At 66.1% G+C, this 20,637-nt stretch carries 17 protein-coding genes and 1 pseudogene; 8 read left to right on the forward strand and 10 right to left on the reverse strand.

Annotation, left to right across the window (positions count from 1 at the left end; genetic code table 11):
* Positions 1 to 68: 68 nt before the first annotated feature.
* Both nuoM and nuoN read left to right on the forward strand, forming a co-directional pair.
* The gene (nuoM, locus tag AAGT95_RS07385; protein ID WP_110707128.1) at positions 69 to 1,595 is read left to right on the forward strand and encodes an NADH-quinone oxidoreductase subunit M; all 1,527 of its coding nucleotides are present in this window, start codon (positions 69 to 71) and stop codon (positions 1,593 to 1,595) included.
* Positions 1,592 to 3,061 (forward strand): NADH-quinone oxidoreductase subunit NuoN, encoded by a 1,470-nt coding sequence (gene nuoN / locus AAGT95_RS07390; RefSeq protein ID WP_110597767.1) that lies wholly within the window; start codon positions 1,592 to 1,594, stop codon positions 3,059 to 3,061. The genes nuoM and nuoN overlap by 4 nt, the downstream gene beginning before the upstream one ends.
* Before the next feature lie 75 nt (positions 3,062 to 3,136).
* Here nuoN and AAGT95_RS07395 read toward each other — a convergent pair whose 3' ends face one another.
* The gene (locus AAGT95_RS07395) at positions 3,137 to 3,946 is read right to left on the reverse strand and encodes an endonuclease/exonuclease/phosphatase family protein (RefSeq protein ID WP_110597766.1); all 810 of its coding nucleotides are present in this window, start codon (positions 3,944 to 3,946) and stop codon (positions 3,137 to 3,139) included.
* A 4-nt stretch (positions 3,947 to 3,950) separates the two neighbouring features.
* Positions 3,951 to 4,589: a thiol:disulfide interchange protein DsbA/DsbL gene (locus AAGT95_RS07400; protein WP_110597765.1), complete on the reverse strand. Its 639-nt coding sequence runs from the start codon at positions 4,587 to 4,589 to the stop codon at positions 3,951 to 3,953.
* 318 nt (positions 4,590 to 4,907) lie between these two features.
* Between AAGT95_RS07400 and yihA the strand changes: the two genes are divergently transcribed.
* Positions 4,908 to 5,528, forward strand: a complete 621-nt coding sequence (gene yihA, locus AAGT95_RS07405; RefSeq protein ID WP_342596055.1) for a ribosome biogenesis GTP-binding protein YihA/YsxC — start codon at positions 4,908 to 4,910, stop codon at positions 5,526 to 5,528.
* A gap of 367 nt (positions 5,529 to 5,895) precedes the next feature.
* Here yihA and AAGT95_RS07410 read toward each other — a convergent pair whose 3' ends face one another.
* From AAGT95_RS07410 to argH, 7 genes and pseudogenes are all read right to left on the reverse strand, one after another.
* Positions 5,896 to 6,630 (reverse strand): HAD family hydrolase, encoded by a 735-nt coding sequence (locus tag AAGT95_RS07410; RefSeq protein WP_110597763.1) that lies wholly within the window; start codon positions 6,628 to 6,630, stop codon positions 5,896 to 5,898.
* Positions 6,631 to 6,641: 11 nt separating this feature from the next.
* Positions 6,642 to 7,556, reverse strand: coding sequence for a tyrosine recombinase XerC (locus AAGT95_RS07415; RefSeq protein ID WP_342596056.1), 915 nt, complete (start codon positions 7,554 to 7,556; stop codon positions 6,642 to 6,644).
* Complete coding sequence (locus AAGT95_RS07420) at positions 7,540 to 8,280, reverse strand: DUF484 family protein (protein ID WP_342596057.1); 741 nt, start codon at positions 8,278 to 8,280, stop codon at positions 7,540 to 7,542. The genes AAGT95_RS07415 and AAGT95_RS07420 overlap by 17 nt, the downstream gene beginning before the upstream one ends.
* A gap of 59 nt (positions 8,281 to 8,339) precedes the next feature.
* Positions 8,340 to 9,173, reverse strand: coding sequence for a diaminopimelate epimerase (dapF, locus tag AAGT95_RS07425; RefSeq protein WP_110597760.1), 834 nt, complete (start codon positions 9,171 to 9,173; stop codon positions 8,340 to 8,342).
* Positions 9,173 to 10,435, reverse strand: coding sequence for a diaminopimelate decarboxylase (gene lysA, locus AAGT95_RS07430; RefSeq protein WP_342596058.1), 1,263 nt, complete (start codon positions 10,433 to 10,435; stop codon positions 9,173 to 9,175). The genes dapF and lysA overlap by 1 nt, the downstream gene beginning before the upstream one ends.
* Positions 10,436 to 10,590: 155 nt before the next feature.
* Positions 10,591 to 10,701 (reverse strand): annotated as a pseudogene (lptM, locus tag AAGT95_RS21645) (LPS translocon maturation chaperone LptM); the annotation flags it as partial.
* On the reverse strand, positions 10,691 to 12,103 hold the full coding sequence (gene argH, locus AAGT95_RS07440; protein ID WP_342596059.1) for an argininosuccinate lyase: 1,413 nt from the start codon (positions 12,101 to 12,103) through the stop codon (positions 10,691 to 10,693). The gene argH and the pseudogene lptM, both read right to left, overlap by 11 nt.
* A 270-nt stretch (positions 12,104 to 12,373) precedes the next feature.
* Between argH and hemC the strand changes: the two genes are divergently transcribed.
* The 5 genes from hemC (at position 12,374) to AAGT95_RS07465 (ending at position 18,039) form a co-directional block, all read left to right on the forward strand.
* The gene (gene hemC, locus AAGT95_RS07445; protein WP_342596060.1) at positions 12,374 to 13,324 is read left to right on the forward strand and encodes a hydroxymethylbilane synthase; all 951 of its coding nucleotides are present in this window, start codon (positions 12,374 to 12,376) and stop codon (positions 13,322 to 13,324) included.
* On the forward strand, positions 13,324 to 14,112 hold the full coding sequence (locus AAGT95_RS07450) for a uroporphyrinogen-III synthase (protein ID WP_342596061.1): 789 nt from the start codon (positions 13,324 to 13,326) through the stop codon (positions 14,110 to 14,112). The genes hemC and AAGT95_RS07450 overlap by 1 nt, the downstream gene beginning before the upstream one ends.
* Positions 14,113 to 14,118: 6 nt before the next feature.
* Entirely contained in the window at positions 14,119 to 15,750 is a 1,632-nt protein-coding gene (locus tag AAGT95_RS07455; RefSeq protein WP_342596062.1) for a uroporphyrinogen-III C-methyltransferase, read from the forward strand.
* Positions 15,747 to 16,970 (forward strand): heme biosynthesis HemY N-terminal domain-containing protein, encoded by a 1,224-nt coding sequence (locus AAGT95_RS07460; protein WP_110597753.1) that lies wholly within the window; start codon positions 15,747 to 15,749, stop codon positions 16,968 to 16,970. Before AAGT95_RS07455 ends, AAGT95_RS07460 begins: the two co-directional genes overlap by 4 nt.
* Before the next feature lie 121 nt (positions 16,971 to 17,091).
* Positions 17,092 to 18,039 (forward strand): ROK family protein, encoded by a 948-nt coding sequence (locus AAGT95_RS07465; RefSeq protein ID WP_342596063.1) that lies wholly within the window; start codon positions 17,092 to 17,094, stop codon positions 18,037 to 18,039.
* Between the two features lie 30 nt (positions 18,040 to 18,069).
* On the opposite strand, the gene AAGT95_RS07470 is transcribed toward AAGT95_RS07465, so the two are convergent.
* On the reverse strand, positions 18,070 to 20,553 hold the full coding sequence (locus AAGT95_RS07470; RefSeq protein ID WP_342596064.1) for a mechanosensitive ion channel domain-containing protein: 2,484 nt from the start codon (positions 20,551 to 20,553) through the stop codon (positions 18,070 to 18,072).
* Positions 20,554 to 20,637 lie beyond the last annotated feature (84 nt).

Below are 20,637 nucleotides of genomic sequence, written 5' to 3' on the forward strand. Positions count from 1 at the left end.
GGCGTCGAGGCCCCGATGACCCCAGCTCGGGCGCCAACGGAATTCACTCTATCGCGGATGGCTGATTCATGACTCTGGTCTGGCTGATACTGATCCCCTTCATTGGCGGCCTGCTCTGTTGGCAGGCGGAACGCTTTGGCGACCAGGCGCCTCGCTGGATCGCGCTGGGCACCATGCTGCTGGAACTGGTGATGGTGCTGGGGCTCTGGGTCAGCAGCGACTTTCAGCTGCCGGCGGAGGGCGCCGCCAGCGTCTGGACGCTGGAGTGGCAGGCGGACTGGATTCCGCGCTTCGGCATTCAACTGCATCTGGCGATCGACGGCCTGTCGCTGCTGATGATCGCGTTGACCGGCCTGCTCGGTGCCATGGCGGTGGTCTGCTCCTGGAAGGAGATCGTCCGTCGGGTCGGGTTCTTCCACCTCAACCTGCTGTGGATCCTGGGCGGGGTGGTCGGGGTCTTTCTCGCCATCGACCTGTTCCTGTTCTTCCTGTTCTGGGAAATGATGCTGGTACCGATGTACTTCCTGATCGCGCTGTGGGGGCACAGCGGCTCCCAGGGCAGTTCGCGCATCGGCGCCGCGACCAAGTTCTTCATCTACACCCAGGCCAGCGGCCTGCTGATGCTGATCGCCATCCTGGGCCTGGTGTTCGCGCATCACGGGGCGACTGGCGAGTACACCTTCGCCTATGCGGATCTGTTGAACACGCCGCTATCGGAGACCACGGCCTGGTGGCTGATGCTCGGCTTCTTCGTCGCCTTCGCGGTCAAGTTGCCGGTGGTGCCGCTGCACGGCTGGCTACCGGATGCCCACGCCCAGGCGCCGACGGCCGGTAGTGTCGATCTCGCCGGCATTCTGCTCAAGACGGCGGCCTACGGGATGCTGCGTTTCGCGCTGCCGCTGTTTCCGGAGGCCTCCCAGGCGTTCGCGCCGGTGGCGATGACGCTGGGTCTGATCGGTATCTTCTACGGTGCGATCCTGGCCTGCGGCCAGCAGGATCTGAAACGCCTGATCGCCTACACCAGCATCTCCCACATGGGCTTCGTCCTGATCGGTATCTATGCCGGTACCGAACTGGCGCTGCAGGGCGTGGTGGCGCTGATGGTGGCGCACGCCTTCTCCGCCGCCGGGCTGTTCATTCTCTCCGGGCAGCTCTACGAGCGACTGCACACTCGCGACATGCGCCAGATGGGGGGGCTGTGGGGGCGTATCCGTGGCCTGCCGGGGTTCGCGCTGGTGTTCGTGGCGGCGTCGCTGGGCCTGCCCGGCACCGCCAACTTCGTCGGTGAGTTCATGGTGATGTTCGGTGCCTTCGGCGTGGCACCCTGGGTGGTGGTGATCGCCAGCGCCGGCCTGATCCTGGCCGCCGTCTACTCGCTGTTCATCATGCAGCGGGTCTACTACGGACCGCCGGTGGAGGAGACGCCGCTGGCCGGCCTCGACCGGCGCGAGACGATACTGCTGTTCGGCATCGTCGCGCTGGTGGTGTTCTTCGGCATCTATCCCCAGCCGCTGCTGGATACCTCGGCCGGGGCCATGCAGGTGGTACAGCAGAGCGTTCAGCAAGCCGCGGCGATGACGGGAGGTGCCCAATGAGCGATGTCGCCAATCATGGTGTCCTGACGACCCTGCTCGCCATTTCCCCGCTGATTCTGGTCTGCCTGACCGTGATCGTGGTGATGCTCTCGATCGCCTGGAAACGCAATCACGCCTTGAGCGCGATTCTCACCGCCGTCGGCCTCAATGCGGCACTGCTGGCGCTGCTGTTCGGCTGGACGCTGGGTTCGGTCGACGTCACTTCGGTCCTGGTGGTCGACGATCTTTCCCGCTTCGGCGGCGTGCTGGTGCTGATGTCGACGCTGGCCTGCGTCACGCTGGCCCACCACTACCTCGAAGGCTACGAAGGGCCGCGGGACGAGTTCTATCTGCTGCTGACGAGCGCCGCCGCCGGCGGCCTGGTGCTGGTCTCGGCGCGTCACATGACGACGCTGTTCTTCGGCATCGAGCTGCTGTCGATGCCGCTGTTCGGGATGCTCGCCTACACCTTCCGGGACCGTGGCGCGCTGGAGAGCGGCATCAAGTACATGGTGCTGTCGGCGGCGGCGACCGCGTTCCTGCTGTTCGGCATGGCGCTGCTCTACGCGGTGACGGGCACGCTGGACTTCGCCGAACTGGGGGCGGCGCTATCGGCTCGCGGCAGCGACCCCTGGCTGCTGGCCGGTGCCGGCCTGCTGCTGGTGGGGCTGGCGTTCAAGCTCTCCATCGTCCCCTTTCACCTGTGGACACCGGATGTCTACCAGGGTGGCCCCGGGCCGGCGACGACGTTTCTCGCGACCGCCAGCAAGGTGGCGGTGTTCCTGGTGCTGCTGCGACTGTTCCAGTCGACGCTGGCCTTCCACGAGAACTGGTGGCACGACCTGCTCGGCTTCATCGCCGTGATCACCATGCTGGTGGGCAACCTGCTGGCGCTGACCCAGAACGACCTCAAGCGCCTGCTGGGCTACTCGTCGATCGCCCATTTCGGCTATCTGCTGGTGGCATTGGTGGTCAACCAGGGGCTGGCGGTCGAGACCGTCGGCATCTACCTGGTCACCTACGTTCTCACCACGCTCGGCGCGTTCGGCGTCGTCACCCTGGTGTCGAGCCCCTACATCGCCACCGGCGGCACGGCGGATGCCAGTCCGCTGCACCACTATCGCGGCCTGTTCTGGCGGCGGCCCTACCTCACGGCGGTGATGACGGTGTCGATGCTGTCGCTGGCGGGGATTCCGTTCACCGCCGGCTTCATCGGCAAGTTCTACATCATCGCGGTCGGGGTCGAGGCGCATCGCTGGTGGCTGGTCGGCAGCGTAGTGGTCGGCAGCGCCATCGGGCTCTACTACTACCTGCGGGTGATGGTGACCCTGTTCCTGCACGAGCCCGGCATGCAGCGCCGCGATGCGACCCACGACTGGGCCGAGCGCGCCGGCGGTATGGTGGTGCTGGGCGTCGCCACCCTGGTGATCCTGCTGGGGCTCTACCCGACACCGATGATCAATTGGGTCAACTGGGTCGCGGGGTGACGGTGACGATCGCCAGCCGTCGAGCGCCTCCCATTGACGCCCGAGAAAGCGCCCGCCACAGGGCGCTTTTTCGTGTCAGGCGCCGGTGGCGAGGCCGATGCTGCGGCGGCAGCCGGCCGGCAGATGGATGTCCACGGCGATGGGGAGATGATCCGAGAACATCGCTTCCAGCACGCGCGGTTGCTCGGCCTTCAGCGATGCGGAGAGCAGGATGTGGTCCAGCGCGCGGCGGGGTTGCCAGGCAGGATAGCTGAGCTGCGACTTGAGCGGATTGAGGTCCAGGGCCTTGCAGAACCGTGGGTGTGCCAGCAACTGCTCCGGCGTGCAGTTGAGATCGCCCATGACCACCACATGTTGCAGCGGCTCGACGATCTCGCCGAGATAGTCCAACTGGCGCAAGCGACCACGCTGGCTGAGCGCGAGGTGAGCGACGAAGACGTGCAGCGCATCGGGCCCTTCGCCGTAGCGGGCGTGGATCGCACCGCGCCCGCGCATGCCGGGCAGGCGGTGCTCGTCCACCTGGCTGGGCGTCAGGCGCGAGAGCAGCCCGTTGCTGTGCTGGGCGACGCGGCCGAGGTTGCGGTTGAGCTGCTGGAAGTGAAAATCGAACGCCGAGCGATGGGCGAGATACTCGACCTGGTTGACGTGACTGGAGCGGAAGCTGCCGCCGTCGACCTCCTGCAGGCCGACGATATCGTAGGCCGACAGGGTGCTGGCGACGATATCCAGTCGCGAGCTGCGTTTGGGATGGGGCAGCAGGTGCTGCCAGCTCCGCGTGAAATAGTGATGATAGGCCGAAGTGTGAATGCCGACCTGCAGGTTGCAGGTCAGCAGTTTCAACGTCGACGCGATCTCGCTGGCAGGTGTCGAGACGGCTAGAGACATGGCGTCACTCGCTCTCGGTGCGTTCCTCGCGGACTTTCTCGATCAGGGCGCTGGCAATCTTCGGCATGTTTTCCAGCGAGCCGGCGGAGTCGGGCGTGACCACATAGCGGCCATCGACGATCAGGTCCGGCACGCCCATCAACTGGTAGCCACGCATCTTGGCCGAAGCCTGCTGGATCTCGCTCTTGACGCCGAAGGAGTCGAGCGCCTTGAGGGCTTCCTCCTTGCTGACGCCATAGTGGGTGAAGAATTCGGCGATGTCGTCCTTGTCGGTCAGCCGCTTGCCCTGCTTGTGGATGGCATCCATGAAGTCCTGGCGCATCTCGTCCTCGATGCCGAGCTGACGGGCTGCGTAGAACGCGATGGCGTGCTGCTCCCAGACCCGACCCAGCGGCGCTGCCATGCGATCGAAGGTGACGTCGTCCGGCAGTTGGGCAACCCACTCGTTGAGCGGCTTCTCCAGCGCGTAGCAGTGCGGGCAGCCGTACCAGAACACTTCGGTGACTTCGATCTGGTCCGCCGGCACCTCGGTTTTCATCGGTTCGTCGACGACTTGATAGTCCTGCCCCTCGACGATGTCCGCCGCCATCACCGCGCCCGAGAACGTCAGCCCGGCCAATAGCGCCACGAAAGACTTGATCATGCGTTACTGCTCCTGAAGGTCGATAAGTTGTTGTGAAACAGGTTTCAAGGAAATCACCGCCAGGCGACGGGGCCTCGGCTCGGTTGATGACGCGCCACGGCTGTTGGAGCCTCAGAGGGCTGCGAGGTTCCCTAGCTAGCCTGCTACCGATCACTTTCCCATAGCCTGACAGAAATGGCCGGAAAAGCGTAGGGCATCCGATGCTCGACGCCGGGGGATGACGACAGCGGGCCCCGGGGCTGACGTTGGCGCTCAGCCGATGGTGAGTACGCGTGATACACTGCGCGGCGCCAACGCCTCAAGATGATCGAGCCCACCATGACCGCCACGCCCGAGCGCCGCAATTACCAGACCGCGACTTTCCTGATCAGCGCGCCGACGCTGGCCAAATGCCCGTCGGATCGCGGGGTCGAGATCGCTTTCGCCGGCCGCTCCAACGCGGGCAAGTCCAGTGCGATCAATGCACTGACCCAGCAGCGGGCGCTGGCACGGACCTCGAAGACGCCGGGGCGCACACAGTTGATCAACTTCTTCACCCTGCAGAACGACGAACAGCTCAGGCTGGTCGACCTGCCGGGCTACGGTTACGCCAAGGTGCCGGAAGCGATGAAGAAGGAGTGGCAGGCCCATCTCGCCGATTATCTGCAGCGCCGCCGCTCGCTGGCCGGTCTGATCCTGCTGATGGACGTGCGCCATCCGCTCAGCGATTTCGATATCCAGCTGCTGGAGATGGCGGACGACCGCGCGCTGCCGGTGCACATTCTGCTGACCAAGGCCGACAAGCTGAAACAGGGCCCGGCCAAGGCCTCGCTGCAGCAGGTCAGGCAGCGCCTGGCCGAGTGGGAGGACCTGGTCAGCGTGCAGCTGTTCTCTGCGCTCAAGCGCCAGGGGCTGGACCAGGCTTGTTCCGTGATGGATCGGTGGATGATGGCCGAGTGAGAGACATCGGGTTCGGTCACTGATTGGCATCCTCTACTGAATCCACTTCCCACTGAATGTGCCACCCCGATGACGCCTATTCAGGACGGCGCTGACGATGGGCTCGCTGAGCCGGGGTTGGCGACAGGGATGTCGCAAAAGGCGGGTTGGACAGGATGTCCTTTCGCGCCGACCCGAGCTCAGCGAGCCCAGAGGCAGGATTTCGCCGTTCTGGGCGTCAAAAAGGGGAGTGTGAGGGGCTTGCCCCTCACGATAACGAGCGGAACGGAGGGGAATGCTCGTTCAGTCGTGACCTGCTGGGACTCGGATCGATCTCCAAGCGATCACCCTCCCAGTCACCGCTCTCTCCAAGTGACATGTCGTGTCGCTATAATGACGCCTGATCCAGTTTCGCCACGATCCCCGGTAACTCCCGCACGTGCGTTACCCGGTACACTCTCGGCGGCAGTTCGCGCTCGCCCTCGTTCTTGGCATCGATCCATACCGCGTGCATGCCGAGGCGCTGGGCCGCCAGCACGTCCTCCTCCCAGTTGTCGCCGACGTGCAGGGCGCGATAGGGCTGGGTGCCGAGCGAGGCCACGGCGGTCAGGAAGGGGCGTGAGTCGGGCTTGGGAGCGTGCATCTCGCCAGCCAGAATGATCACGTCAAAATGGTGATCCAGCGCCAGTCGGCGCACGTCGACATTGCCATTGGTGATGATGCCGAGCCGGTAGCGACGCGCCCAGGCGTCGAACATCGGTACGACCTCCGGGTAGAGCGAGACGTCGTGACGCAGCGCCATGAACTGCTCGAAACCCGCTCTCGCCCACTCTCTGGCGGTTGCATCCGACAGGCCATGCTCGAGCAGCAGCTCGACCATGGCACGTTCGCGAATCCAGCTATGATCGCCGCGGCTAAGCGGGAAGCGCGCCATCAGCGATGCCCGGATGCGCTGATATTCCGCGAGCGGAAACGACTCGGTGAGCGGGCGGACGATGGCGTCGGGCAAGGCATCGACCTGCTCGGCGAGCCATTGGTAATGCGTCGGCTCGGCGTGGGCCATGACCGGCCCGTTGTGCCACAGCGTGTCGTCGAGGTCGAAGGTGATGGCGTCCAGCGGCATGCGAGTGGTCCCTAGCGGTTGTCTGAACTCTCGTCCGAGGAGGCAGCCGGCCTGCGTCGGGCGCGGGGGTGGGCCTTGTCGTAGACCTCGGCGAGCTGCTGCCAGTCCAGCCTGGTGTAGATCTGCGTGGTGGAGAGATTGGCGTGGCCGAGCAGCTCCTGTACCGCGCGCAGATCCTGACTCGACTCCAGCAGATGGCTGGCGAAGGAGTGGCGCAGCCGGTGCGGATGAAGATGCTCCGGCAGGCCACGCTTGCGGGCGGTGTCGGCTAGGCGGGCCTGGATCGAACGATGACCCAGGCGCCCCCCATGCTGGGCGACGAACAGCGCGGTCTCGCCCTCTCCCGCCAGTGCGCTGCGAAACCCGAGCCACGCCCGGATGGCATCGCTCGCGCGCCTGCCCAGCGGTACCTGGCGCGGTTTGCCGCCCTTGCCGACGACCCGCACGTGACGCTCGTCGAGACTGGAGAGATCCAGCGCCGCCAGCTCGGCCAGGCGCAGCCCGCAGGAGTAGAACAGCTCCAGCATGGCCTGGTCGCGTACCTCGAGCGGGTCGCCGTCATGAGGCGTATCCAGAAACCGGCCGAGCAGGTCGATGTCCACCGGGCTCGGCAAGTGGCGCGGCTGCCGGGGCGCCTGGGTCAGCTGTACCGGGTTGTGATCCAGCTCGCCCCGTCTGACCAGCTCATCGGCGAAGCGGGACAGCGCGGCGCGCCGCCTCGCCAGGGTTCTCGGCGCTATGCCTCGGGTGCGTTCGTGGGCCAGATAGCGGCGCAGCAACGTCACGTCGAACTCGTGCCAGGCGTGGACGTCCTGGGTTTCGAGATAACCGATCAGGCCGCCGATATCGCGGCGATAGGCATCCACCGTCGCCGGACTGGCGCGCTGCGCCAGCCGCTTCAGAAAGGCATCAACTGCGGCCTGCACGGGGGACCTCGGCACGCCGCAGCAGTCGGCTGACCACTTCTCCCAGATACTCCGTGAACAGCGTGTCCAGGGTGGCCCGGAAGTGTTCGCCATCGTGGCTGGCCAGCAGCAGGAAGCCCAGCGACTCCCCCTGGGTCAGCCGGGTAATGGCGCAGGAGCCGGATTCCGGCGGCGCGGTGCAGTGCGGCAGCAGGGCCTTCCACTCCTCCCGGTCGAGCGTGGTGCAGCGGCTGGTCTGCTCATTGAGCAGCAGCTCCAGGCGCTGACGCGCGGCGTCGGTCAAGGCGAACCGGGGTGGCTGCCAGGCGTTGGTATCCCGGGGCGTGGCGTGGCAGGCTGGCGGCGCCTCCAGCCACAGCCCGATGCCCTGGGTACGGAAGCGCTCGGCCAGTTGCGTCGACAGCGCCTCGGCCAGGGCGTCGGCGCTCTCGGCCTCGATCAGGCCCAGCACCAGCTCGCGGGTACGGCGATACTGCGCCTCGTTGTAGCGCGCCGACTCGAGCAGGTTCTCGAGCCGCCACTCCGCGTCCTCGGCTCGGTGGCGCAAATCGTGCACCAGCCGCTCCAGTAGTGATACGGCGCCTGGAATATGGGGGTGCGGCACCTTGAGTTGCTGTAGCAGTCCCTCTCGGCCGACGAAAAAATCGGTATGTTGCGCCAGCCATTCGGCAACCCGATCGGGATCCAGTGTCTGGCGAGGCTCGGGGACCTGGGCGCGTGACATGCGGTGGTTCTCCTGTGAATCCCTGACGAGACAGCAGCCTGTCCCGCCGTGTCTTTTTATTAGTTCAAGGCGACGCGCCCTTCGAAGACGCGTTCGGCCGGGCCGGTCATGACGATGGGTGTTTCGCCGCCTTTCCACTCGAGCGTCAAGCGGCCGCCGCGAAGTTCCACGTCGACGGGGCTTTGCAGCACGCCTCGGCGAATACCGCAGGCCACCGCCGCGCAGGCACCGGTCCCGCAAGCCAGCGTCTCGCCGACGCCGCGCTCGTAGACGCGCAGGCGGATGGCGTGAGGGGAAACGATCTGCATGAATCCGATATTGGCCTGGCGCGGAAAGCTGGGGTGGTGCTGCAGCTTCGGCCCCAGCTCACCGACCGGGGCGGCGTCGACGTCGTCGACCTGCAACACGGCATGCGGGTTGCCCATCGAGGCGACGCTGAACGTGACGCTCCGGTCGTCGATATCGAGATGGTGCGATGTTTCGTCGCGATCGGCGACGAACGGTATATCCGCCGGCGCGAAGCGGGGCGTGCCCATGTCGACCCGCACCCGGCCGTCGTCGTCGACCTTCAGCGATAACGGGCCGCCCAGGGTCTCGACCTGGAACTCGCGCTTGTGGGTCAGGCGCTGGTCGATGACGAAGCGGGCGAAGCAGCGGGCACCGTTACCGCAGTTCTCCACCTCGCCGCCGTCGGCGTTGAAGATCCGGTAGCGGAAATCCATGTCCGGCTTGCGCGGCGGCTCCACCAGCAGCAACTGGTCGAAACCGATGCCGAAGTGACGGTCGGCCAGTTGACGAATCTGGTCGTCCCGCAGGTAAGCCCGCTGGGTGATCAGGTCCACCACCATGAAGTCGTTGCCCAGGCCGTGCATCTTGGTGAAGTTCAGCAGCATCAGCTCTCCCCCGGCAGCCGCGACTCCAGCGCCCACAGCGAGTCGAGGCTCTCGCGACGGCGTACCAGATGGCTTCGGTCGCCGTCGACGAGGACTTCGGCAGGGCGGCCGCGGCTGTTGTAGTTGGATGCCATGGCGAAGCCGTAGGCGCCGGCCGAGCGCACCGCCAGCAGATCCCCTTCGGCGATCGCCAGTTCGCGCTCCTGGCCGAGGAAGTCGCCGCTTTCGCAGATCGGACCGACCACGTCGTAGACGGCGCTTGGCCGCGCAGGTCGGGTATCGACGCGTTCGATGCGCTGCCACGCCTGGTACAGCGACGGCCGGATCAGATCGTTCATCCCGGCATCCACGATGGCGAAGTTCTTGGTCTCGCCGGGCTTGAGATACTCGACTCGGGTCAACATCACGCCGGCGTTGGCGGCGATGGAGCGGCCCGGCTCTAGCAGCAAGCTCAGTTCACGGCCTCGCAGGCGTTCCCGCACCGCGTGGACGAAGTCGCCAGCTGCCGGCGGACGTTCATCCTGATAGGTGACGCCCAGGCCGCCACCGATATCCAGGTGCTCGATCACGATACCGTGATCGGCGAGCCGGTCGATCAACGCGAGCAGACGGTCCAGCGCATCGAGATAGGGCGAGAGTTCGGTCAACTGCGAGCCGATATGGCAATCTAGCCCCACGACCTTGAGGTTCGGCCGTTCGGCGGCCCAGGCGTAAAGGTCGAACACCTCTTCCGCGGCCACGCCGAACTTGTTGGCCTTGAGCCCGGTGGAAATGTAGGGATGGGTCTTGGCATCGACGTCCGGATTGACCCGGATCGAGATGTTGGCGACCTGGCCGCGCTCGGCGGCGACGCGATCGAGGCGCTCGAGTTCCGGCCGCGATTCGACGTTGAAGCACTTGATGCCGACCTCCAGGGCACGTGCCATCTCGTCGGCCTGCTTGGCGACCCCGGAGAAGACCACCTTGGCCGGATCGCCACCGGCCGCCAGGACGCGCTCCAGCTCGCCCACCGAGACGATGTCGAAGCCGGCACCGAGCCGGGCGAGCACGTCGAGCACGGCGAGGTTGGAGTTGGCCTTGAGCGCGTAGCAGACCAGGTGCGGCATGTCGCCCAGGGCGTCGCTGTAGGCCCGAAAGTGCCGGGTCAGGGCGGCGCGGGAGTAGACGTAGCAAGGCGTGCCGTACTGCTCGGCCAGTTGATCCAGCGCAGTGCCCTCGGCATGCAGCACGCCATCGCGGACGGGGAAGTTGTCGGAGGTCACGGCAGCTCCTCGGCGGTCGGCGGGTTGGCTGCCGGCGCCGGGCTTGCCTGGGGCGCTGCCGGCTGACGAGGCGCCGCGTCGGGGTCGCTCTCCGTGGGCGTCTGCCTGGAGGAGGCTGGCTGCGACGGTTCGTAATCCCCCTGCGGGTCGTAGGTCTTCGAAGCCTCGCTGTCGCCGGGCAGGTAGAGCGGGCCTTTCTGGCCGCAGCCGGCGAGCGCCAGCAGCATCGTGGCCAGGGCGATGGCGAGTGCGGCGTTACGCGACATGACGGCTCTCCTGCAGCGTGGCGAGCGCATCGCGGGCGCGCTGGGCGGCGGCGCGAACCTGGTCGGGCGCGGTTCCACCGATATGGTTGCGGGCGGCGACCGACCCTTCCAGCGTCAGCACCTCGAAAACATCTTCGCCGATCACGTCGGAGAAGCGCTTGAGTTCCTCGAGCGACATCTCGGAGAGATCCTTGCCCTGCTCGATGCCGTAGGCGACCGCCTTGCCGACGATCTCGTGGGCATCCCGAAACGCGACACCGGCCCTGACCAGGTAGTCGGCGAGATCGGTGGCGGTGGAGAAACCGCGCCGCGCCGCCTCGAGCATGTTGTCCGGCTTGGCCACCAGCGCCGGCGCCATGTCGGCGAAGGCGCGCAGACACCCCTTGACCGTGTCGAGGGTGTCGAACAGCGGCTCCTTGTCCTCCTGATTGTCCTTGTTGTAGGCCAGCGGCTGGGACTTCATCAGCGTCAACAGGCTCATCAGGTGGCCGTAGACCCGGCCGGTCTTGCCGCGTACCAGCTCCGGCACGTCGGGGTTCTTCTTCTGCGGCATGATCGACGAGCCGGTGCAGAAGCGGTCCGGCAGATCGACGAAGTCGAACTGGGCGCTGGCCCACAGCACCATCTCCTCGCTCATCCGCGACAGGTGCATCAACAGGATGCTGGCGAAGGCGGTGAACTCGATGGCGAAATCGCGATCGCTCACCGCATCCAGCGAGTTCTCCGCCGGACGGTCGAAGCCCAGCAGCTCGGCGGTGACGTGGCGGTCGATGGGGTAGGTGGTGCCGGCCAGCGCCGCCGCGCCCAGCGGCAGCACGTTGACCCGCTTGCGACAGTCGAGCAGGCGCTCGTGATCCCGCGTCAGCATCTCCTGCCACGCCAGCAGATGGTGGCCGAAGGTCACCGGCTGCGCCGTCTGCAGGTGGGTAAACCCGGGCATGATGGTATCCGCCTCGCGGTCGGCCAACTCGATCAGGCCGCTGCGCAGGCGCGCGAGTTCGGCGGCCACGGCGTCAATCTCGTCGCGCAGGTAGAGCCGGATATCGGTGGCGATCTGGTCGTTGCGCGAGCGCCCGGTATGCAGCTTCTTGCCGGTGATGCCGATCTTGTCGGTCAGCCGCGCTTCGATGTTCATGTGGATGTCTTCGAGGGCGATCGACCACTCGACGTCGCCGCGTTCGATCTCCGCTTCGATGGCGTTGAGGCCATCGACGATACGGTCCCGCTCGTCGTCGGTCAGGACGCCGACCCGGGCCAGCATGGTGGCGTGGGCGATCGAGCCGCGAATATCGTGGTGATAGAGACGCTTGTCGAACGGGATCGAAGCGGTGAAGGCGGCGACGAATGCATCGGTGGGTTCGCTGAAACGTCCGCCCCAGGATTGGTTGGTTGCCTGCGTCATCGAAAATCGAGCTCTGCGTGGTCTACGGGTGAAAACTGCGAAACGATTGCCCGAGTGTATCAGAGACAGCGTCGGCATAGGACGCTGAAACTCGCGGTCGAACGGCGGGATGCAAGGTCTGTCCCGCGGCACCCGGTCGCCGTTTTTACTCGGTGGGTGACTGCTTTATCATGGGCCAATGAGGTTCGCGCAGACGAACACCCACTTGATGACGAATCCTGAAGCGCCTGCCCAGGCGTTTCGGGGCGTCCATCCCACTCGGAGAATGGCGTGCTCGACGCTAACAGATTGAGAATCGCAACCCGCAAGAGTGCCCTGGCGCTATGGCAGGCCGAACACGTCAAGGCGCTGCTCGAACATCATCATCCGCACCTGACCATCGAACTGGTGCCGCTCTCCACCCGTGGCGACCAGATCCTCGATACGCCACTGGCCAAGGTCGGCGGCAAGGCGCTGTTCGTCAAGGAGCTCGAGGAGGCGATGCTCGACGGTCGGGCGGATCTGGCCGTTCACTCGATGAAGGACGTGCCGATGCAGTTCCCCGAAGGACTCGGGCTCTCGGTGATCCTGGAGAGTGGGGCACCCACCGACGCCTTCGTCTCCAACGCCTACGCCAGCGTCGATGCGCTGCCCGAGGGGGCGCGGGTGGGGACGTCCAGCCTGCGCCGCGGCCTGCAGGTCAGCGCGCGGCGGCCGGATCTCGAGGTGCTCTCGCTGCGGGGCAATGTCCAGACGCGCCTGGGCAAGCTCGACGCCGGCGATTTCGAGGCGATCATCCTGGCCACGGCGGGGCTGGAGCGGCTCAAGCTCGCCGACCGGATCACCGCGGAGCTCACGCCGGAGGAGAGCCTGCCCGCCTGCGGCCAGGGGGCGCTGGGCATCGAGTGCCGCCATGACGATGCCGAGCTGGTCTCGCTGCTGGCGCCGCTGGACCACACTGCGACGGCAACCCGGGTGCGTGCCGAGCGGGCGCTCAATACGCGCCTGGATGGCGGCTGCCAGGTACCGATCGGCGGCTACGCCATGCTCGAGAACGATGGCGATACGCTCTGGCTGCGTGGACTGGTGGGGCATCCGGACGGCTCGACCGTGCTGCGCGCCGAGGGCCGAGGGTCGGCCATGGAGCCCGAGTCGCTGGGAATCCGGGTGGCGGAAGAGCTGCTGGCCCAGGGGGCCGGCGAGATCCTCGCCGAAGTCTACGGGGGCGTTGGCGGCGAGTGATGGCAGGCCGCGTACTGCTGACGCGCCCTGGCGAGCGCGGTGAGGTCCTGGCGCGGACGCTGGAAAGGAGCGGCCTGGTGACGGCCGCGCTCGACATCCTGCGCCTGGAGCCCTTGGCGCTGTCGGATAGCGGCCGGGCGGCACTGCTCGATCTCGATCAGTTCCACGGCATCATCGTGGTCAGCCCGCAGGCGGCGACGTGTCTTGCCGAGGCCATTGCGTCATACTGGCCGCAGTTGCCGCAGGGGCTGCGTTTCTACGCCGTCGGCGAAGCCACTGCGGAGCGGCTTTACACGGAGTTGGGCGTGCCGGCGGTCCTGCCCCCACGGGCGAGCGGCGAGCACAGCGAAGCACTGCTGGAAGTGGCGTCGCTCAAGGCGGTGGCCGGCAAGCGCCTGTTGCTGGCCCGGGGCGAGTCGGGGCGGGAGCTGCTGCCGGAACGGCTGCGAGAGCGAGGGGCCGATGTCGAGGTCCTGGCGCTCTACCGGCGCCATTACCGGGCGCCCTCCTCGCCCGCCAAAGGGTGGCTCGAACAGGGCGATTTCGCCGCATTGGTGGTGACCAGCGGGGAAATATTGCAACATTTGGTCACGTGGTGTGGCCCGGTTGCGTTGAACCAACCGCTAATCGTCTCGAGTCCGCGGTTGGCTACACTGGCGGGGACATTGGGATTCGGCTCGCTTCACGTGGCGTCGGGCGCCTCTCCCGCGGCATTGAACGCAGAGATTCGCGCGGTGCTCGGTCCAAAGGGCGCCACCTTCGATCAGGGTGATCACGGAAAAGGCTAGCGATAGATGAGCAAGCAGAGCAAAGATCAGCAACCGCAGTCGGCTCCGGCCTCCGATGGCGAGAAGGCGCCGGACGGCCAGGCCAAGCCGACTGGGCAGGGGTCGAAGACAACGGCGTCCGAGACGGTGGATACCGGCAATGACCGGGCGCCATCACCCGCCAGTCCCGCCGACAAGACGGGGGCGACCGATCCGATCAAGCCCGATGTCGCCCAGCCGGTTGCCGCCGACGATGCGACCGGCAAGCCGGGCACCGCGAGCGATGCGACAAGCGCGTCCAGCGGCTCCACCGACGCAACCAGCGGCTCCACCGACGCAACCGACAAGCCCGCTCCCGCTACCGGCAGCAAGTCGAAATCGGCAGGCAAGTCCAAGGCAGGGGCCGGTCGGGGGGCCGGGACCACGACATCGAGCGCTACCCCCTCGGCGACATCCGGTGCCGCCGCCCAGTCCAAACCCACCAGTAACTCCTCCAGCCCCGCCGGCAAGGCCGCTTCGGGCGGCGGCCAGCCACCCTCCGGCCGTGGCGCGAGCTCGGGTGGCGGCGGGCGCGGCGCCGGCGGCAAACTGGGCCTGCTGGCCCTGATCCTGGTAATCCTGCTGGCGATCGTCGTGGCGTTCGTCGGCTACCGGGGGTGGCAGAAACTGCAGGCACAGCAGGCGCAGTTGAGCCAGATCGGTACCAACAGCACGACCCTCGATCAGCTCGAATCGAAAGTCGGCGAGCTTGACCAGAACCGCCAGCAGAACCTGAAGATGATGCGTGGCGAGTTCGATCAGTATCGCCAGAGTCTCGACAATACGCTGGACAAGGTGCTCAAGGAGCTGGCGCAGCAGCAGCAGGCCGATCCGCGCGAATGGCTGCACGCCGAGGCCGAATATCTGCTCCGTCTGGCCAATCAGCGGCTTCAGCTCGAGCGCGACGTCAAGGGTGCCAAGGCGCTGTTGAAGGCGGCGGACGATCGACTGCGTGAAGCCGACAACCCGGCTCTGGTGCCGGTTCGTCGCGCCATTCAGTCCGAGCTTGCCTCCCTCGACTCCGTGCCGGTGATCGACCGCACGGGGCTCTATCTCGCCTTGATGGCGCAGCAGGAGCAGCTGGCGCGGCTGCCGCTCAAGCAGGACATCGAGGAGATCGCCGCCGGCAAGGGCGACGCCAAGCCTACCGGAGGCTGGCGCCAGCAGCTGGCAACGCTGGGTCGCGAACTCAAGGACCTGGTGACCGTGCGGCGACACGATCAGCCGCTGGAGGCCCTGATCACGCCGGAACAGGAATCCTATCTGCGCCAGAACGTGCGGCTGCTACTGGAGCAGGCGCAACTGGCCCTGCTGAAGTCCGAGCCCGAGCTCTATCAGGCCAGCCTCGACAAGGCGACGGAACTGGTCGAGGGCTACTACGACACCGATAACGACGGCGTCGCCAAATCGATCGACAAGCTGAAAAGCCTGCGTGATCAGGATGTGCGTCCGGAGCTGCCGGACATCAGCGAATCCTCGCAGCTGCTCAAGCGTTTCATCGAGCAGCGCTTCGGCAACGGCGGGGGGGCGCAGGGTGGCTCCCAGGGCAGTTCCCAGGGCAGCGACTCGCCAAGCGGTAGCGCGACGAACCAGGGATCGGCACAGGGAGAGGGCGCATGAGAAAGCTGATCCTGCTGATCGTCTTCGGTCTGGCGGTCGGCGCGCTATTCGGGCAGTTGATGCAGTCGCTGCCGGGCTACTGGTTCATTCGCGTCGGCGACACCTCGGTCCAGACCTCGTTCTGGTTCGGCTGCGTCCTGCTGCTCGCTTCCTTCCTGGTACTGCATTTCCTGCTGCGGGCGCTGATGCGCCTGCGTCGTCCGGTCAGCCGGCTCAAGGTGTGGAATAGCCGCACGCGCCACCGCACGGCGATGAAGCGTACCGTTCGAGGGCTGGTGGCACTGGCGGAGGGGCGCTGGAAACGGGCCGAGAAGTCACTGACCAAGGCGGCCGACGACTCCGGCACGCCGCTGGTCAACTATCTCTCGGCGGCACTGGCGGCCCATTACCAGGGGCGCTACGAGCAGGCCGACGTCCTGCTCAAACGGGCGCATCACAGTACCGAGGGCGCCGATACCGCGGTCGGTCTGGTGCAGGCGCAGTTGATGCTGGATCGCCAGCAGTTCGAGGAGGCGCTGGCGACACTGACGCGGCTCGAACAGCAACTGCCGGAACACCCGCAGGTGCTCAAGCTGCTCAAGCAGGCCTATCTCAGTGTCAATGACTGGGACGGCATGCGCCGGCTGCTGCCGCGTCTCGACAAGCACCGCCTGATCACCGAAGACGAGCGTCAGGCCCTCGATCAGCGCGTCTACCGGGAGCTGCTGGTCCAGGCTGCGCAACAGGAGGGCAACCTGACCCGGGTCCGCTCGCTATGGGCGGACATGCCGGATAACCTGCGCGGCGACGTCGAGCTGGTGGGGCTCTATGCCGAAGCGTTGATCAAGGGCGGCGAAGAGGGCGACGCCGAACGCCTGCTGCGCAATGCGCTCAAGGAGCACTGGGATACGCGACTGGTGCTGCGTTACGGTCTGCTCAACGTCGATGCGGCGCGCCAGCTGGTCTACGCCGAGAAGTGGCTGCAGGAGCGACCCAACGACCCCGATCTGCTGCTGACGCTCGGCCGCCTGTCGCTGCGCAATGCCTATTGGGGCAAGGCGCAGGAGTACTTCGAAGCGAGCCAGCGCCAGCGCCCGAGTGGCGTCGTCTGCGCCGAGCTGGCCAGGCTCTACGCCAACCTCGGCGATCACAGCAAGAGCCAGCTCTATTATCGCCAGAGCGTGACGCTGCTGGACAAGTCGCTACCCGCGCTGCCGCAGCCCAGCGACATGACACGCTGACTTTCGGCCTTCGACCGATTGCTCTCCTCGGCGCCTGCGGGCGCCTTTTTTGTGGCCAGGGGTCGGCGTGATTTCCCTGTCCGCCCGAGCGAAACGGTATCTTCACCAGGAGCAAGACCCCATGCACTACGGTATCGATGTCGGTGGAACCAAGACCGAGATCGCGATCTATGACCGGGACTGGGCATGTCTCGAACGCTGGCGTGAGCCGACGCCCTCCGACGACGCCGAGGCCTTTCTGGCGCTGCTGGCCGCGATGGTGCGGGAAGCGGACCGCCGCTGTGCCGGCCGGGGGACGCTGGGGCTCGGGTTCCCGGGCGTGCTCGATGAGCGCGGCCACCTGATCACGGCGAATCTGCCGGGGCTGCGCCCGCTGGTGCTCGAGACGGCGCTTGCCGCAGTCCTCGATCGGGCCTTCGTGATCGAGAACGACAGCCGCTGTTTCATGGTCTCGGAGGTCGGCCCCGGCGGGGCGGCGGAGGGTGCGAGGCACGCCTTCGGCGCGATCCTGGGGACGGGCGCGGGAGGTGGCGCCATCGTCGACGGCCGACTTCTCAGCGGCGCAGGCCGGTTCGCCGGCGAATGGGGGCATCTGCCCCTCTCCGCCGCCACGGCGAGACGTTACGACCTGCCGTGCATCACCTGCGGCTGCGGCCTGGCGGGTTGCCTGGAGACCTACATCGCCGGGCCCGGCCTGGCGAGGTTGCATCGTCATTTCGGCGGTGCCTCGGCGTCCGCCGAAGCGTGGCACGCGGCCTGGCAGGCGGGTGAGGAAGCGGCGCAGCGGGCCCGGGCGTGTCACCTCGATCTGCTGGGTGGCGCCCTGGCCAACGTGGTCAAGCTGCTGTCGCCGCAGGTGATCGTGATTGGGGGCGGCCTGTCGACCGTGGAAGGGCTGTTGGAGGCGCTACCGGCAGCGATATCGATGCACCTGTTCCCGGGGGTCGAGACGCCGGAAGTCGTCGGCTCCCGACTGGGGGCATCGAGTGGCGTACGCGGCGCGGCGATGCTGGGCGCCGCCGCTTCGGGAGCGTCGGGGACGAACGGAGATAAAAAAGGCCGCCCGTAGGCGGCCTGGAAAAGCGCGGACTGGACCGACTCAGCGAGGGTCTTCTGCCTCGTCACCGTCGACATCGTCGTCGGTGGGCTTGCGGTGCGTACGGTCCTTGGCCTCCTGGTCCGGCGTCTTCTTCGACTGGCTTTCACCCTCGATCGCTGCAGGCGCCCCGGTCTCGTGAGACTTGGGCTGGCCGGCGGGACTTCCGTCGATCGTGAAGTCTTCCTGCATGATGCGCAGGTTGGCGGGCGGTGCCGAGCCGGTGCGATCCTGGCCGAAGTAGAGCGTGGTATGCGGGAACGGGATCTCGATACCGGCCTTGTCGAAGTAGAGCTTGACCAGACGGTTGAAGGCTCGGCCGACGCCCCACTGGTCGCCCGGCGTGGTCTTGATCACCACGCGGATATTGACCGAGCTGTCGGCGAGCGCAACGACACCGGCGACGGTCATCGGCGCCAGCAGCTTGTGGCCGTGCTCCTCGCTGGCCTGAAGGTCGTCGAAAGCGGCCTGCAACTGCTCGATGGCGTAATCGATGTTCTCGCGATAGGCGATGCCGTACTCGCCGACGTGGTTACCGAATTCGCGCATGTAGTTGGAGACCGTATCGACCGACGAGAACGGCACGATGTGGTAGGTGCCCGACAGGTCGCGGATCGCCACCGAGCGGATGCTGACGCGCTCGGCGGTACCGGTGATCCCGCCCACGGTGACCACGTCGCCGGTGTTCATGGCGTTCTCGAGCTGAATGAAGACGCCGGTGATGACATCCTGCACCAGCTTCTGAGCCCCGAAGCCGATCGCCAGACCCAGTACCCCGGCGCCGGCGATGAGCGGCCCGATGTTGATACCGATCTGCGACAGCACGATCATCACGGTCATGATGATCAGGGTGATCGCCAGGGCGTTGCGGAACAGGCTCATCAAGGTCTTGGCTCGCGCGGTGGGGGCGCCGCCACCGGTGTCCGGATTGAGATAGTTCTCGATCAGGCTGGCAAGGGCGATCCAGACGATGGCGGCAATGATCAGGATCAGGATCACCTGAATCACCGTCGCGACGACGTGCGATCCCGAGTCGCTGGCGTACCAGGCGGCGAGATCGAACGCCTTCCAGGCATCGAACGTATACATCACCACGGCTATCAGGATGATGGCGCGGATGATCTTCAGCAGCGTCGGGATGTAGGAGTTGAGGCGAGTCTCGAGCAGTGGCAGCCGGGAGCGCATGTTCTCGCCGAGGTCGATACGTCGGCCGATCAGCTGGGTCAGCAGGCCGGATACCAGCATGCCGATGCCGATGTAGACAATCGTCTTGAGCGTTGCGATCAGCACGAATGGCAGCGCTGTCTCGGGATGCAGCAGGGTCACGGCGAACACCATGATGGCGTAGAGCAGCGCGAGAACGTGCCAGATCCGGGCGAACAGGCGCAGTGTCACGCGGGAGGCGGACATCTGCGCGGTGTCGGCCTTGGCGACGATCATGTCGCGGACGCCGGTGCGATGCCTGAGGATCACGCCTATCGCCCAGATCAGCGCGATGAGCATGATCAACACGCTCACGGCCTTGCCGAACGCGAGCGGAAGATTGGCGTTCAGTATCGGCACGACGACCAGCATGCCGTAGCCCACGAAGCCGGCCAACGTTGCCAGGAAGCGGTTGCAGCGCTTCGCCTGGGCAGCCTCGATCGAGACCAGACGCAGCCCCTCGTGCTGCGACGAGAAAAGGACGCGCAGTGCGCACTTGAACAGCTCGATCATGAGGAAGGCATTGAGGAACAGCGAGAACCGGGTATTGAGGCTGCCGCTCTCGCCGACAAGAAAGGTCGCGACCAGATTGCCGGCCACGTAGGCAAGCACGATGACGATGACATCGACGATGGCGGCCAGTATCACGGCGACGATGACCCGGGGCAGATGGCTACGACCGTCACCCTGCATGGCCCACTGGCTGAACTTCGAGAAAAACGGGCGTGCGATCCGGCGCAGAATCAGGAAGACGGCCACGGTCGCGATGATGACCAGCGCGAGATCGATCGCCGCGCTGAGGAAGTCGTTCATGTTGAACGATGGGCCACTGCTGGCCGCCGCGTCGCCACTGGTGAAGAAGCCGCCGATCATGGCAGCGAGGCTGGTGAATTGTCCGCCGATATCGCCAGCGATATCGCTGGTCATCTGCGCCATTCTGCGCGGGAAGGAGTCCGTGGCGGCGGCGCCCTTTTCATTGCCGTTCGAGGCCGTCGATTCCTGGCCGCTTCCGGGGGCTTCCGTGGTGCCACCGCCAGCGTCATTCGCGCCGGATTCCTGAGTGTCGCCGGACTCCTGCTGAGCGGCCAGTTGCCGCAACTGGTCGATCAGCGCCTGTCGCGACTGGGCGTTCTCGAGCAAATCCGCCATGGTGGAATAAGCCGGGCCATCCTGAGCACTCTGCCCTTCGGAGCCACTTTCCTGAGCCAGTGTCGGGCCAGCGAATATCAAAAATAATAGCAACAGCCAGCGACTGAGCCAGCGATCGGGGCGAAGGACTGTCAAGCTCCAACCTCCTGTCTAGTGATCGAATCGTTCCCGGGGCGTCTCGGCAGCGCTCGACGACCCCTAACCATTTTTAGGATAACA

Source organism: Salinicola lusitanus (assembly GCF_038648475.1).
Taxonomy (GTDB): Bacteria; Pseudomonadota; Gammaproteobacteria; order Pseudomonadales; family Halomonadaceae; genus Salinicola; species Salinicola lusitanus.

What these genes read in the sequence shown, in the direction of transcription:
- nuoM (WP_110707128.1), top strand. Translation starts at nt 69, where the DNA reads ATGACTCTGGTCTGGCTGATACTGATCCCCTTCATTGGCGGCCTGCTC.
- nuoN (WP_110597767.1), top strand. Translation starts at nt 1,592, where the DNA reads ATGAGCGATGTCGCCAATCATGGTGTCCTGACGACCCTGCTCGCCATT.
- AAGT95_RS07395 (WP_110597766.1), bottom strand. Translation starts at nt 3,946, where the DNA reads ATGTCTCTAGCCGTCTCGACACCTGCCAGCGAGATCGCGTCGACGTTG.
- AAGT95_RS07400 (WP_110597765.1), bottom strand. Translation starts at nt 4,589, where the DNA reads ATGATCAAGTCTTTCGTGGCGCTATTGGCCGGGCTGACGTTCTCGGGC.
- yihA (WP_342596055.1), top strand. Translation starts at nt 4,908, where the DNA reads ATGACCGCCACGCCCGAGCGCCGCAATTACCAGACCGCGACTTTCCTG.
- AAGT95_RS07410 (WP_110597763.1), bottom strand. Translation starts at nt 6,630, where the DNA reads ATGCCGCTGGACGCCATCACCTTCGACCTCGACGACACGCTGTGGCAC.
- AAGT95_RS07420 (WP_342596057.1), bottom strand. Translation starts at nt 8,280, where the DNA reads ATGTCACGCGCCCAGGTCCCCGAGCCTCGCCAGACACTGGATCCCGAT.
- dapF (WP_110597760.1), bottom strand. Translation starts at nt 9,173, where the DNA reads ATGCTGCTGAACTTCACCAAGATGCACGGCCTGGGCAACGACTTCATG.
- argH (WP_342596059.1), bottom strand. Translation starts at nt 12,103, where the DNA reads ATGACGCAGGCAACCAACCAATCCTGGGGCGGACGTTTCAGCGAACCC.
- AAGT95_RS07450 (WP_342596061.1), top strand. Translation starts at nt 13,324, where the DNA reads ATGGCAGGCCGCGTACTGCTGACGCGCCCTGGCGAGCGCGGTGAGGTC.
- AAGT95_RS07455 (WP_342596062.1), top strand. Translation starts at nt 14,119, where the DNA reads ATGAGCAAGCAGAGCAAAGATCAGCAACCGCAGTCGGCTCCGGCCTCC.
- AAGT95_RS07460 (WP_110597753.1), top strand. Translation starts at nt 15,747, where the DNA reads ATGAGAAAGCTGATCCTGCTGATCGTCTTCGGTCTGGCGGTCGGCGCG.
- AAGT95_RS07465 (WP_342596063.1), top strand. Translation starts at nt 17,092, where the DNA reads ATGCACTACGGTATCGATGTCGGTGGAACCAAGACCGAGATCGCGATC.